A 13855-nucleotide genomic window follows, 5' to 3' on the forward strand; every position below is an offset into this window, starting at 1 on the left:
ACACGTACTTTAATGTACACACTGAGAGCTGATGACGAGGTCCTACGGGACTGAAGTAGTTGATGCCATGCTTCCAGGAAAATCTTCTAAGCTTCAGGTTAGTGGGAATCGTACCCCAAACCGACACAGGTGGTCGGGTAGAGAATACCAAGGCGCTTGAGAGAACTCGGCTGAAGGAACTAGGCAAAATGGTACCGTAACTTCGGGAGAAGGTACGCTCCTGTTGGTGATGAGACTTGCTCTCTAAGCTGACGGGAGTCGCAGATACCAGGTGGCTGCAACTGTTTATCAAAAACACAGCACTGTGCAAACTCGCAAGAGGAAGTATACGGTGTGACGCCTGCCCGGTGCCGGAAGGTTAATTGATTGGGTTATCGCAAGAGAAGCTCATGATCGAAGCCCCGGTAAACGGCGGCCGTAACTATAACGGTCCTAAGGTAGCGAAATTCCTTGTCGGGTAAGTTCCGACCTGCACGAATGGCGTAATGATGGCCACGCTGTCTCCAGCCGAGACTCAGTGAAGTTGAAATTGCGGTGAAGATGCCGTATACCCGCGGCTAGACGGAAAGACCCCGTGAACCTTTACTATAGCTTGGCACTGAACATTGAACCTACATGTGTAGGATAGGTGGGAGACTTTGAAGTTGTGACGCTAGTCATGATGGAGTCGTCCTTGAAATACCACCCTTGTAGTTTTGATGTTCTAACCTAGGTCCCTTATCGGGATTAGGGACAGTGCCTGGTGGGTAGTTTGACTGGGGCGGTCTCCTCCCAAAGAGTAACGGAGGAGCACGAAGGTTGGCTAAGTACGGTCGGACATCGTACGGTTAGTGCAATGGCATAAGCCAGCTTAACTGCGAGACATACACGTCGAGCAGGTACGAAAGTAGGTCATAGTGATCCGGTGGTTCTGAATGGAAGGGCCATCGCTCAACGGATAAAAGGTACTCCGGGGATAACAGGCTGATACCGCCCAAGAGTTCATATCGACGGCGGTGTTTGGCACCTCGATGTCGGCTCATCACATCCTGGGGCTGAAGTCGGTCCCAAGGGTATGGCTGTTCGCCATTTAAAGTGGTACGCGAGCTGGGTTCAGAACGTCGTGAGACAGTTCGGTCCCTATCTGCCGTGGGCGTTGGATGATTGAAGGGAGCTGCTCCTAGTACGAGAGGACCGGAGTGGACGAACCGCTGGTGTTCGGGTTGTCATGCCAATGGCATTGCCCGGTAGCTACGTTCGGAATCGATAACCGCTGAAAGCATCTAAGCGGGAAGCGAGCCCTAAGATGAGTCATCCCTAGGAATTTAATTCCTCTAAAGAGCCGTTCGAGACTAGGACGTTGATAGGCATGGTGTGTAAGCGTTGTGAGGCGTTGAGCTAACATGTACTAATGACTCGAGAGGCTTAACCATACAACCCAGATGGGTTTTACTGAAAATGTTCCAGACATTTTCTAGCACTTCCTCCTTCCATGGAGGTCGTACGAAAGCCTTAGACAGAATACAGATACTTGATAAAGTTAAAGACTCAACAGAAAATCAGCTTTCCGAATTATTATTAACGTGAGCCAGAGATGGACACGGTAATAAACAGAATTTGCTTGGTGACAATAGCCTTGTGGAACNATAGGCATGGTGTGTAAGCGTTGTGAGGCGTTGAGCTAACATGTACTAATGACTCGAGAGGCTTAACCATACAACCCAGATGGGTTTTACTGAAAATGTTCCAGACATTTTCTAGCACTTCCTCCTTCCATGGAGGTCGTACGAAAGCCTTAGACAGAATACAGATACTTGATAAAGTTAAAGACTCAACAGAAAATCAGCTTTCCGAATTATTATTAGCGTGAGCCAGAGATGGACACGGTAATAAACAGAATTTGCTTGGTGACAATAGCCTTGTGGAACCACCTGATCCCATCCCGAACTCAGAAGTGAAACGCAAACGCGCCGATGGTAGTGTGGGGTCTCCCCATGTGAGAGTAGGTCATCGCCAAGCGCCTAATTATCTCATTGAGATGTAACGAAGCCAGCTGAATAAGCTGGCTTTTTTGCGTATGCAATTTGTTAAATTGTCATTTAAAGACCAATGCTATCTAGCATTTTTCTATTCATTTTAGTTTTGGTTCTTCTGCTAGTTCTTTACGTTTTTTCCTTCCTTTATTTCAGACTTTTCTACTCTAAGTTGATTATTTACATGAAGATCTCGCTTAGTTTGATAAGTCCTTTTGCTTAGTGGTTAGTTTCCCGTTAGCATACAAAAATATTAATTTTTTTGTTAACGGCCATCTGTTGCCTATGCTTCGTAAGCTTTCGCTCGCGGTACTGCTTCCTCTTTGTATGCTGACCCTATATTTAGTGTTGGTCATAGGTGAGTACCTGTTCGAAAGTGACCAAGTTAGGGCTGAACTTGCGCAGCGACAGTCGGCTTTGATAAAGCAACAGTTGTTCCGCATGCAGAATGTGGTTCAATCGGCGCAAGCTTTACAGGATGTGGAGCGGATTGAGCAGGAAGTTTCCTTGGCTGCACTGGATATGGGCACTATGGTGTATATCTTGGTTGATGCTGAAAGCCGTATTCGTTTTGCTAATCATACTGTGTGGCGTGATAGCAATGCGACTCAAGTCATCGATGGTTATGATGTAGATCTTCACCGCTCTGTGGTTCAAGCTTTTCTTCCGCAGATCCTCGTTAATCTCGACCGTTTAACTATTCAAGCATATTATCCCGTTCTTCCCCAGTATGGTGGGGCTGTTGATTTGATTTATCTTGAAGCCGATTTAGCCCCTTTAGTTGCCGAAGCTTCTGCTAAGTTGCAGCAACGTTTTATGCGGGTTTGGGGCCTTGGCGGATTATTGCTGATTGGCTTTACCTTTATTTTATATTTCCTGCTGATCCGCCCATTCCAAATGTTGAGCGAGGCAGCTAAGCTGGTAGGTACTTCTTCCTTTTCGACATCGATACCTTGGAGTTCATCTGAAGTTTTATCTTTGCAAGCCAGTTTGCAGCAGGCACATGAGCGTTTAAGTCGGGCAGTTAAACAGCTGAATGACAGTGAATTGCGTTGGTTATTTGCTGTGGAAGGTTCGCGTAACGGTATTTGGGATTGGGACATCAGTACGGGGGAGGTTTTTCTTTCTGATCGCTGGAAAGAGATGATTGGTTATGCGCCTGATGAATTGGCTGGAGTATTCCAGACATGGGAGACGCGGCTACATCCCGATGATAAGCAGATTGTGTTAGATGCTTTGCAGGAATACGTTAGCGGAAAGAGTAAAGAATTTGAAAGTGTTCACCGCTTACGGCATAGAGATGGCCATTATGTGTGGGTGTTAGACCGCGGTATGTTAGTTGATTGGGATCCCCAAGGCCGCCCGACTCGCATGATAGGCATTCATATGGATGTGTCAGAAAGCGCGAAGAACCATGCTGCAATTACTGAGCTTGTGGATCAATCTGTTGTCGGTCGCAAGATGTTGCCCGATGTCTTTATGGGGCGTTTATCGCAATTTTTAACCCAAGGTAATAGTTCGGGGCAATGGGGAGCATTGCTGCTCGTTGAGGTGGATCGCTTAGGATTGGTCGCCACTTTAAATTCCCATGAATTAGAGCGCTTGTTAACGCAAATCGCGGCCCGTTTATCGAGTTATTTCACTGAAAATATAACGGTCGGTCGATTAGGGTCTGGTAATTTCGTTTTGCTTGCTAAAGATTTAGCGGCAGATGCGTCAGCCGCTGCTCGTCGTGCTTTAGCCCTTGCGAGTGAGTTAAGGCAAGTGATTGCTCGACCATTCCATTACGGTCATCATCACTTTGAGCTGAGCGCGTGTGTGGGAATCTGTTTACTCGATAGTATAGAAACCTTAGATCCCGCTTTAGTGATGCGTCGTGCCGAGTTAGCAACGTTAAGATCTAAGCAAGCAGGTCAAGCTGGGTGCGCTTTTTACCATGCTGAAATGGACTTTCGCCAGAGCCGTGATGAGCTGTTGCAACAGGAATTACAAACCGCATTACAACAAGATAGCTTAACGTTAATGTTCCAGCCTGTGATCAATGCGACCAGTGAACTTGTCTCGGCTGAAGTGCTCACGCGTTGGTATCGTGCTGATGGAGAGTTTATTCCGCCAGCTGAATTTGTGGCGTTAGCAGAACAAGGGGGAATTATTGCTGAGCTTGATCTTTGGGTGGCTAAGCGGGTGTGTCTGTTTATTCAGAAATCGCGGGCTCAAGGAAGGAGTTTGCCTCCTTTGACTCTCAATATCAGTGCATTCTCATTTGGTCAGGCAGATTTTGTTGATACATTCGTTGGGTTGGTTAAGGAGCATGGTATTGGTGCTAATCAACTGGGTATTGAGCTCAATGAGGCCGCATTTTTAATGCAACCACAGTTTGTGGATGAGCGTGTCTCTAAGTTAGTTGAAGCAGGTGTAGGCATCATCCTCGATCATTTCGGTTCGGGCTCGAGTGCCTTGAGCTGCTTAGCGAATCAGCCATTAGTTGCGGTTAAATTGGATATGAGTTGTATTGATTCATTAACCACAATGCCAACAAAAGTGAATGTACTTATTACCTCTGCGCGGCAATTCAATTTGAGCGTTGTCGCCAAAGGTGTCGAATCATCCCAACAATATCAAGCTTTTGTTGAACTTGGCTGTGATGGCTATCAAGGCTATTTATTCAGTCGAGCCTTAAACCAAGCGGACTTTATCCAGCTTGTTTGTCCTCGTCCTTTATTGCGTAGCGTTTAAAGAAGTCGAGAGCATAGTTTAAGGCTTGGTTTCGGCAGGCGTCTTTTTCCATAAAAATCTCATGGGCAGCCCCAGCGATTACTTTCAATTGGCAATGGGTACTCACGGCGAGATTCTGGGCCGCATTATCAACAATCTTATCTTCACTCGCTTGCAGTATCAGTATCGGAGTGCGAATTTGTGCCGTTGCCAGTACGCAAGTATCTGCCGCATCTAAAGATTCAGTCAACCAACGGTTAGTGGGTGAACCGAGTTGTAACTTAGGGGCAGCATCATACAATTCTCGGTAGGCTTGGTATCGGGTTTGGCTGTGAGTTAGCTCATTCCCTTTGAACGGAACAGGTTTATAGTTTTGTCCTGCAAGTACATAATTAGGCTCGCCGCCATTGAGTGTGGTATCGAGTTTACTGGCTAACCAGCGCACGAACGCTTTTGGCATAGGTAATTTAATGCCATACATGGGCGCTGAAAATGCCGCGGCGGTAAAAATATCGGGATGCTGTTTGAGATACAAAGTGCCAATCGCGCCACCCATTGAATGGCCAAGTAGCATGAGTTGTTTGTCGTTTTGTGGTAACACTATCTTCTGCATAAATAGTGCAAAATCATCAATATAATCATTGAATCTTCGCACATGGCCCATGTGTGGATTGATTGTCATACGATCCGATAGCCCTTGGCCACGGTGATCTATGGCATAAACAGAGTAACCTTGTTGGTATAAGTCGAAGACCAATTCTTGATACTTTAAATAGGACTCGACTCGGCCACTGCTGAGAACGATTGCGGTATGCGCTTGGGGATGTTTGACCATCATATAGGCCAGCGTAACGCCGTCGGCAGAGGCTAGCGTGTCTTGAACAACGCTTTGCCAGAAGGCTTGCTGCTCTGAGGTATTTAAATCGTGTTCAGTCGAAAATGTCGCTTTGGCTTGGCTCATACTCAGTCGCAAATCATTTGGCTTGAATGGTTTGTTAGAGTGTAACAGACAACCATGGGAGTCTGAAAATACCGACTCCCATGAATTTCATTAACTTAGCGTGTCGCCTTTTTCGCTTCAATAAAATCATTGATTTGCTGTTCGAGGATCGACATAGGCACTGAGCCATTTTCGAGCACAGCATCGTGGAAGGCACGAATATCAAATTTGTCGCCGAGTTCCTGTTCTGCCTTGGCACGTAATCGTTTGATTGTTAACTCACCAATTTTGTAGGATAAGGCTTGTCCTGGCCACGAAATATAGCGGTCAATTTCGGTAGTGACATTGTGCAGTGATAGTGCGGTATTGCTGGCCATAAAGTCGATGGCTTGTTGACGACTCCATCCTTGGGCGTGCATGCCAGTATCTACGACTAAACGCGCCGCGCGCCACATTTCATAGGTTAAGCGACCAAAGTTACTGTATGGATCTTGGTAGAAACCAGCTTCTAAACCTAAATATTCGCAATATAGCCCCCATCCTTCACCAAAGGCAGAGATATAGCCATAACGACGGAAATCTGGGAGTGAGGTTAGCTCAGAGTTGAGTGAAATTTGCAGATGATGACCGGGTACGGCTTCGTGCAAGGTTAAGGCTTCTAGCTCGTAGAGTGGGCGTTTATCCAATGCATAAGTGTTGACCCAGTAGTAACCGGGTTCATCATCGCTGTTCGATCCTGAATATCGCCCAGTGGTGTATTTCGGTGCAATTTCGGCGGGCACTGGCGCTATACCATAGGGTTGGCGTGGGAGTTTGCCGAAGTACTTAGGTAGCATGGCATCGGCTTTTTTGGCAATAAATGCCGCTTCTTTGAGTAACTGCTCGGCACTGGTGGTGTAGAACTGGGGATCGGTCCGCAGGAAATGTAAGAAGTCGGCAAAGTTGCCTTTAAAACCTACTGACGCGATGATTTGTTCCATTTCTTGGCGGATACGTTGTACTTCTTTTAAACCCAGTTCATGCACTTCTGCTGATGTCATATTCAAGGTCGTATAGTAACGTACCCGATTCTCATAAAATTCAGCACCGTTAGGTAAGCTACTGGCCGCGATATTTTCCCGTGCATTGGGAATGTACTCTTTAGTCATAAAATCATAGAAGTTTTGGTACAGAGGTAGAACTTTTTGCTCAACTAAAGCGTGGCCTTCTTGGGTCAGCTGAGTTTTTTGTGCCTCAGTGAAATAGCTGGGATATTGAGTAAAAGGTTTGAAATAACTGCTCTTTTCAACAGGGACGATATAAGCACTGATACTGTCTTCAAAGCCATTGAGTGTTACTTTTGGCGGCGTTATTCCCTCGGCTAATCCTTGTTTTAGCCAGTGGGTTTGCTGGGCGAAATAGGTAGGGAGAGTATTGAGTTTGGCAATATAGTTGCGGTAATCCTCAAGGGTGCTGAATCTTCCCTGTGCGATTGACGTGATATAAGCGTGGAAGCCGCTTTCCGCCGTAATGGGCAGGTAATAATCCTTGAAACGATATAGGTCGACATCGTTTTGGATCTGATCTTCCAGTATTTGAGCGTTAATCTTATCTTCTTTACTCAAGTTGCTGCGGTCGAGTGCTTTGAGCTGCGCTAGTACTGCTATTTGACCTTGATTAAGCTTAGCGAGCGCGGCTGGCGAGAGATCCGCTAATTTTCCTGCTGCACTGGCATCGCCCATGCTGTAAGCCATTTCAGGACTCGCACTGAGCTGTAATTGCCAGCTTTGGTCGATAATCGCTTGCAGCGCTGGGGCGATTGGCTCAACTTGCGACTGTGCTGCTGATATTGTCTGTGACGATGGGGTTTGAATATCTTTTGTGGTTTGAGTGGCACTGCAGGCGCCTAATGCGCATATCAATAAACTGGGGGTTAAGAGTTTATGCATGTTAGATCTCTGATATTTTCGTTGTTATTGAAGTCATTATGCCTGATGAATGCGGCCGTTCCTTGTATGGATATTAAGCAGAATTGTGACTGAATGTGAATTTAAATGCGTTTGGCGCATAAATGCCCCCGAAAATGCGTGTTAAACTTAGTGTCCGCCCTCGACCAAATAACAAAAGCATTGGCTGGGTAGTTCAAATAGGGGTTAAATATGATTGATACATCCATTCCATTGGTGGATCTGCATCGTCACCTAGACGGTAATGTGCGGGTAAATACCATTTGGGAACTAGGACACCAACACGGCATTGCGCTACCTGCCGATTCTTTAGAGACACTCGCACCTTTTGTGCAAATTCAGGGGAAAGAAACTAGCTTAGTCGCCTTCTTAAAGAAGCTCGATTGGATGGTTGCTGTACTCGCAGATTTGGATGCGGTTAAACGCGTCGCCTATGAAAACGTTGCCGATGCGGCGTTATCTGGCTTAGATTACGCTGAGTTACGTTTTAGTCCTTACTATATGGCGATGAACCATAAGTTACCGATTGAAGGCGTAGTTGAGGCGGTAGTTGACGGCGTTAAAGCGGGCTTAAAAGACTATAACGTGAAGATCAATTTGATTGGCATTATGTCACGTTCATTTGGTCAAGCTGCTTGTACTCAAGAACTTGAAGGCTTACTCGCCCATAAACAACATCTCGTGGCTATGGACTTAGCCGGTGATGAATTAGGCTTCCCTGGCGAGTTATTTAACGATCACTTTAAACGTGTTCGTGATGCTGGCCTTGCGATTACGGCTCACGCCGGTGAAGCTGCAGGTTCACAAAGTATGTGGCAAGCGATTCAAGAACTTGGCGCAACTCGAATTGGTCATGGGGTGAACGCGATTCACGATCCTAAGCTGATGGAATATCTTGCTAAGCACCGTATTGGCATCGAATCTTGCCCAACCAGTAACTTGCATACTTCTACTGTGGCTTCTTACGCTGAGCATCCATTCAGAACCTTTATGGATGCAGGCGTGTTGATAAGCCTAAATACCGATGATCCCGGTGTGAGCGCTATCGATATTAATCATGAGTATCGTATCGCCAAATCTGAACTCAAGTTAACCGATGCTGAGTTAGCGCAGGTGCAACGTAACGGCGTTGAAATGGCATTTTTATCGGACAGTGAGCGCAAAGCACTGTATGCCGCTAAGGTATAAGTCGATTCTGAGTCGTTAATAAAAATAGCTATGAATAAAAAATCCGACTCTAGAGTCGGATTTTTTATGAGCGTTTACGAGTGCTGCGATAGGCGTTTTAGATCACGCGTGAGAACTGTTGCTGACGCGCTTTTTTACGATAGTAAAGATCGAAGCACATACAGATATTGCGGATCAATAAACGGCCAGTAGGGCTGATAGTGATCTGTCTGTCGACGATTTCAACTAACTTATCATCGATAAATGTCTGCATTAACTTAAGATCTTCCGCGAAATAGGTTTCGAAGTTAATCCCCAGTTTCTCATCAATTTTCGCCATATCCAGTTCGAAGTGGCAAATCAGCTGTTTAATCACTACACGGCGGATTTCATCGTCACGGTTTAGGCTGCAACCTTTCCACAAAGCATGGCCTTCCTTATCTATGGCCTCATAGTAAGGGCGGATATCTTTCTGGTTTTGCGCATAGCAATCGCCAATCTGACTGATGGACGATACGCCAAGACCTAACAAATCACATTCTTCTTGGGTTGTATAACCTTGGAAGTTGCGGTGCAGTCTGCCTTCGCGCTGTAACTTGGCTAACTCGTCATCGGGTTTAGCAAAGTGGTCCATACCGATATATTGGTAGCCTGCGCCAGTTAAGGTCTCGATAGTTTGGTGCAGCATTTCGAGTTTTTGTTTTGGCGAAGGTAAATGCTCGTCTTTGATCTTACGTTGAGCGGCAAAGCGCGCAGGTAAGTGAGCATAGTTAAATACCGACAGACGGTCAGGCGATAAATCTAAAACGCGCTGCATAGTAACGGCAAAGGTTTCTGGCGTTTGGTGTGGCAAACCATAGATTAAATCTATGTTGGTTGACACAAAACCCATGGCTTTCGCTTTAGCCATTAAGTCGAAGATAAATTGCTCATCTTGTTCGCGATTAACGGCAATTTGCACTTCTTTATTGAAATCTTGTACACCGATGGAGATCCGGTTAAAGCCCGCTTCTTTCAACGTGTCGAGCATTGACAGCTCAATCTCGCGAGGATCGACTTCAATTGAGTACTCGCCTTCTTCCGCAAAGTTAAAGTTGGCTTTAATCAATGACGTAAGTTTAAGAATCTGCTCTGGATTTAAGAACGTGGGTGTACCGCCGCCCCAATGCATTTGGGTCACACTGTAATGTTTGAACAGGGGCGCACGTTTAATAATTTCTTGGCTTAAATATTCAATGTATTGATCGGCTTTGTGTTGGTGGCGGGTGATGACTTTATTACAGCCGCAGTAATAACAAAGCTTGGCGCAGAACGGGATATGAATATACAGCGACAGTTTATCGCTTTTGCTATTTTCAATGGCCGTCAGCAGATTTTGTTCGGTGAATGTATCATCGAACTCTAATGCCGTTGGGTAAGAGGTATAACGGGGACCGCTGTAGTTATATTTTTCGATCATCGACTGATCCCAGCTAATCTGAGTGGGCTGCTTCAAGGCGTGTCCTCCGTGGGTAAATTAGCAACAAGCGAAGTATGCAAGGTTCTTAAGTAAATAACCTTGATCTAGGTTGTAAAAATGACGTCTGTCTTTTTAGAAGTTACGCAATATCTATCAAAAAAGTACGCTTGTCTGTCGATATTTGGCGGTTTTGTGCGCAGGCTCACGGGAGTAAGGAGGGTAAGATTGTTGTGGGTTTTATCGAGATAACCTCAAAACCACAATATAAGTGGTCTTGAGGTATAGCAATGGGCTGGTTTAATGCATCGCTTTGGCTTGGTAATCCGACAGTTTTTTCGCATCATCACTGATGCCTTGTTCTAATGCGGCTTCAGACTTCATTCTGATCAAGTCTAACTTCATTCTTTCTTGCTTAGGCAAGGCTTGACGAGCATCCATGATGGGATGATTTTTAATTAACTCAAAGTGTTTGAATAATGAAGGGTAATCGGGAGCCACACGCTCACTTAATGACAGGATTTCAAATAATCGCCCAATCCTGACCACGCCTTCAGAGATCTCACAGCGGTCTTCAATCATGGCTGTGGCGATATAGCGGATATCATCTAAAACTTGGGCACGTTTTGCGTTCGCAGTCACTTCACGCTCGGCTTGTTCAGCCTGCTGACGCTTTTTTTGTTGCTTGAGTTTTAGGATTAAGAAGGTGGCGTAGCTACTTAGCGCTACTATGATGATAAAACCGAGAATAATGATAGTCGTAGACACAAAGACTCCTTATATGAATGGCATAAGGAGCCACAGCTAAAAACTGAGTTCCCTATGCCTTAGCACTGAGAGGTTAGAACTTGTCTTGATAATCTTTTAGTAAGTCAGCGCCTGATTCGAACTTGTCGAATAACTCATCGTCAGACAAAGACTTAGCAGGTGATGAAGGTGTGTCATCATCCATATCGTCGCTAATGCCCAGTTTAATCATCAGAGCTTCAATCTTATTTAGCTGTTGATCTAACCACTTTTGGTCAACCTCGTTGAGGTCGCGGCCTTCTTCAAGCATATCTAACAGCTGATTTAGTCTTGGATCTTCTTCCAATTTCAGCAATTTTTGCTCGTCAGTCAGCTTAGCTTGTTTAACTTTTGGCTGAGCGGCTTTATCTGTTACCACTGCCGCAGGAATCGCTAAAGCCACAGGCTTTTTACTGCCATGACGCGGGTCTTTTTTCTTAGCGGCCTGCTGTTGCGGCGCTTGCGCTAAAATTAAGCTTTCGTTATGACGACTACCTGATTTATTGCCAGAATCTTTACGTTTGCCAGTCGCTACAGCGCGATCTTGCTTCTTCACTCTTGGCTGTAACTTAGGGCTGTTCTCGCCGCCCTTGCGTGTTTTCTTGCTACGAGACATGGTCTTCTCAATTATTTACAACGTATGGCCTTGCAGACTAAGGGTGAGCTTGTCTACAAGGTGCGAAATTAGGCCGAGTATTATACCAGATTATGATGTTTTTTGCATCAAAACGAGGTCCTTTGCGGCAAATAATAGTTCAAAATCGCTATTGTTTGCGAGGTACTCGAAGGTTTGTCGCTGATAAAAGCTCACATGGGTGAGGTTGTTCTTATAATGCCACTTAGCAAAACCATCTAATTCAGTCAGTAATGGTGTGCTTATCGCTAACCAACCACCAGAATGCAGTAGCCGAGAGAGCAAAGTCCACTCTTTTATAGGGTTTTGAAAATGCTCAAATACCCGATAACAGCAGATAAAATCATACTCTAGCTTTAACACGTCATGATTAGGGGCAAAAAAGGGATCATATTGATTTAACTTGTGGCCCGCATTTTCTATGGTCGTCAGGCTCTCATCATCGAGTATGCGGCCAAAATTCAATCCTAATAAACTGCCCGCTTGTTGCTGCTCTAATTGCGCTAACAGCGGCAAAATAAATTGCGATAACTGTTTTTGCTTCGACGCTATGCGTGAACGACCGTATCTTTGCTTCTCTGCCGCGGGGGGTAAATGGCTATTCGCATCCGCAAAGGTTAACTCACATGTCTTGCAAACATAAAAACTCCGCTTTTTATCTTGATGAAGGAGTCGTGTCTGACTGTTATGACAAAGAGGGCATCTGGGCATTGAGTCTGCTGAAGTGGTTATTAAGGCTTTGATTGTACCAATTATATTGGTTGAGTGCACATTTTAGACACTAATGGGGTGTTACAAAAGAAAAAAGGCGGCAGTTAAACTGCCGCCTTACAAAGGGTGCTTTAGCACCTTATCCTGATTCCAAGTATCCATACTTGCTATGCGACTTTCCCGGTCGGTATCCTTCTTTTTTTTACTGCTTTCCCTGCATTATTTTTGTTAATGGTCTTCCAGACACTTTATTTTTTTCTGTCGCCATCCTGACTACAGTTTCCGTAGATGGTCTCGCGACACATCTTTTAAAGCATCGTCATCATTGACGTCGAGTTAACCATCCATGTTACTTAAGTACCTTCCTGTGATAACAAGCATCCAGCCAGTGCATCCTAAGCTTATCGCTTCCTTTGCTACAGTTTACATCATGTAAACTATGTCCTGATGGGGCAAGTTACCCTTAGTGTAAGGTGTTTTGCTAGAAGCAAATTGGCGTTATCGGCCATCCCTTACAAAATTGTGCTGACCTGGATTTCAAGTGGAAATCACGACTCTTGTTATTATTAGAGAGTGGTCTTAAGTATATTATTGTTATTGAGTATCTTTATTCTTATATCTTGAATGTTAATTATACCGAAACCTGTAAGTTATTATTAATCTTTTTGTACAAACAGATGGGTTTATCTCGGTACGGGGCTTATTAAACCGAAATCTGTGATCTATGTCAAGCACGAATCTTAGCAGTTTACGTCCACGTCAACTTTGTGGTGTAAAAAAGGGTGACAATACACCCTTCTTTTCACTCGCGAAGATTACTTCAGGCTAGAAAGATACTTTGATAGCGCGTCGATATCGCTATCATTTAGTTTTTTAGCCACATCTTGCATCATGCCATTCAAGTCATTATGGCGGCCCGCTTCACGGAATTTTGTCAGCTGGATCTTGATGTAGTTTGCGTGTTGGCCTGCCAGCGTTGGAAAACCTGCAAGCTCAGCGCCTTTACCATCTGGGCCATGACATGCCATACAAGCGGTAATGCCACGAGAAACATCACCACCTTTGTAAAGTTTAGCACCTAACTCAGGAACATCTTTTGCTTCAGCCACTTGGATTGCTTGGCTAGAAAAATATGCGCTAATGTCGAGAATATCCTGATCGCTTAGAGGCATTGCCATGCCACTCATGATAGGATCCATACGACCATCTTTACCACCAGTTTGTGCTGCGCTACGGAAATCATGTAGTTGCTTTTGGAGGTAAGTGGCGTGTTGGCCCGCAATTTTGGGGTACATATCGATCATACTGTTACCGTCCATACCGTGACAGGCCGAACAGACAATGATTTTCGTTTTTCCCGCTTCAGCATTACCTTCAGCAATCGCAGGTGAAGATATGGCGGCAATTACAACAGACAGCGCAAGAGCTAGCTTTTTCATGGCGTTCCAACTTCTGGTTAAATTATTATCCTGAGCTTACTAGGGTGAC

General features: G+C 45.1%; 9 protein-coding genes and 2 rRNA genes. 4 read left to right on the top strand and 7 right to left on the bottom strand.

All coding sequences use genetic code 11. The annotated features are described in order from the left end of the window. The 3 genes from HUB64_RS21850 to HUB64_RS21860 form a co-directional block, all read left to right on the top strand. A 23S ribosomal RNA gene (locus tag HUB64_RS21850) occupies positions 1–1412 on the top strand; the annotation flags it as partial. Positions 1413–1882: 470 nt separating this feature from the next. After that, positions 1883–1998, top strand: a 5S ribosomal RNA gene (gene rrf / locus HUB64_RS21855). Between the two features lie 299 nt (positions 1999–2297). Then, entirely contained in the window at positions 2298–4748 is a 2451-nt protein-coding gene (locus HUB64_RS21860; RefSeq protein WP_173497792.1) for a GGDEF domain-containing phosphodiesterase, read from the top strand. Here the strand turns inward: HUB64_RS21860 and HUB64_RS21865 are convergent. Together HUB64_RS21865 and HUB64_RS21870 are read right to left on the bottom strand one after the other, a co-directional pair. Further along, positions 4705–5688 carry an alpha/beta fold hydrolase gene (locus HUB64_RS21865; protein WP_105250768.1) on the bottom strand — a complete coding sequence of 328 codons (984 nt, stop codon included), beginning with the start codon at positions 5686–5688 and terminating at the stop codon, positions 4705–4707. The two genes, HUB64_RS21860 and HUB64_RS21865, sit on opposite strands and share 44 nt — an antisense overlap. A gap of 95 nt (positions 5689–5783) precedes the next feature. Continuing rightward, a complete protein-coding gene (locus HUB64_RS21870) occupies positions 5784–7595 on the bottom strand; it encodes a DUF885 family protein (protein ID WP_173497793.1) in 1812 nt (603 codons plus the stop codon). A 210-nt stretch (positions 7596–7805) separates the two neighbouring features. Here HUB64_RS21870 and add point away from each other — a divergent pair, with 210 nt between their 5' ends. Then, entirely contained in the window at positions 7806–8801 is a 996-nt protein-coding gene (gene add / locus HUB64_RS21875) for an adenosine deaminase (RefSeq protein ID WP_105250766.1), read from the top strand. Positions 8802–8898: 97 nt separating this feature from the next. Here add and hemN read toward each other — a convergent pair whose 3' ends face one another. The 5 genes from hemN to HUB64_RS21900 all read right to left on the bottom strand — a co-directional run bounded on the left by hemN (position 8899) and on the right by HUB64_RS21900 (position 13806). Beyond that, the gene (gene hemN / locus HUB64_RS21880; RefSeq protein WP_173497794.1) at positions 8899–10275 is read right to left on the bottom strand and encodes an oxygen-independent coproporphyrinogen III oxidase; all 1377 of its coding nucleotides are present in this window, start codon (positions 10273–10275) and stop codon (positions 8899–8901) included. Positions 10276–10536: 261 nt separating this feature from the next. After that, positions 10537–11004, bottom strand: a complete 468-nt coding sequence (locus HUB64_RS21885) for a DUF2489 domain-containing protein (protein ID WP_113940148.1) — start codon at positions 11002–11004, stop codon at positions 10537–10539. 73 nt (positions 11005–11077) lie between these two features. Continuing rightward, entirely contained in the window at positions 11078–11638 is a 561-nt protein-coding gene (gene yihI, locus HUB64_RS21890) for a Der GTPase-activating protein YihI (protein WP_105250763.1), read from the bottom strand. Between the two features lie 90 nt (positions 11639–11728). Beyond that, positions 11729–12367 (bottom strand): class I SAM-dependent methyltransferase, encoded by a 639-nt coding sequence (locus tag HUB64_RS21895; RefSeq protein ID WP_105250762.1) that lies wholly within the window; start codon positions 12365–12367, stop codon positions 11729–11731. A gap of 815 nt (positions 12368–13182) precedes the next feature. Then, on the bottom strand, positions 13183–13806 hold the full coding sequence (locus HUB64_RS21900; RefSeq protein WP_105250761.1) for a cytochrome c: 624 nt from the start codon (positions 13804–13806) through the stop codon (positions 13183–13185). Between the last annotated feature and the right edge of the window lie 49 nt (positions 13807–13855).

The organism is Shewanella sp. ISTPL2, assembly GCF_013283205.1.
Lineage (GTDB): Bacteria > Pseudomonadota > Gammaproteobacteria > Enterobacterales > Shewanellaceae > Shewanella > Shewanella oncorhynchi.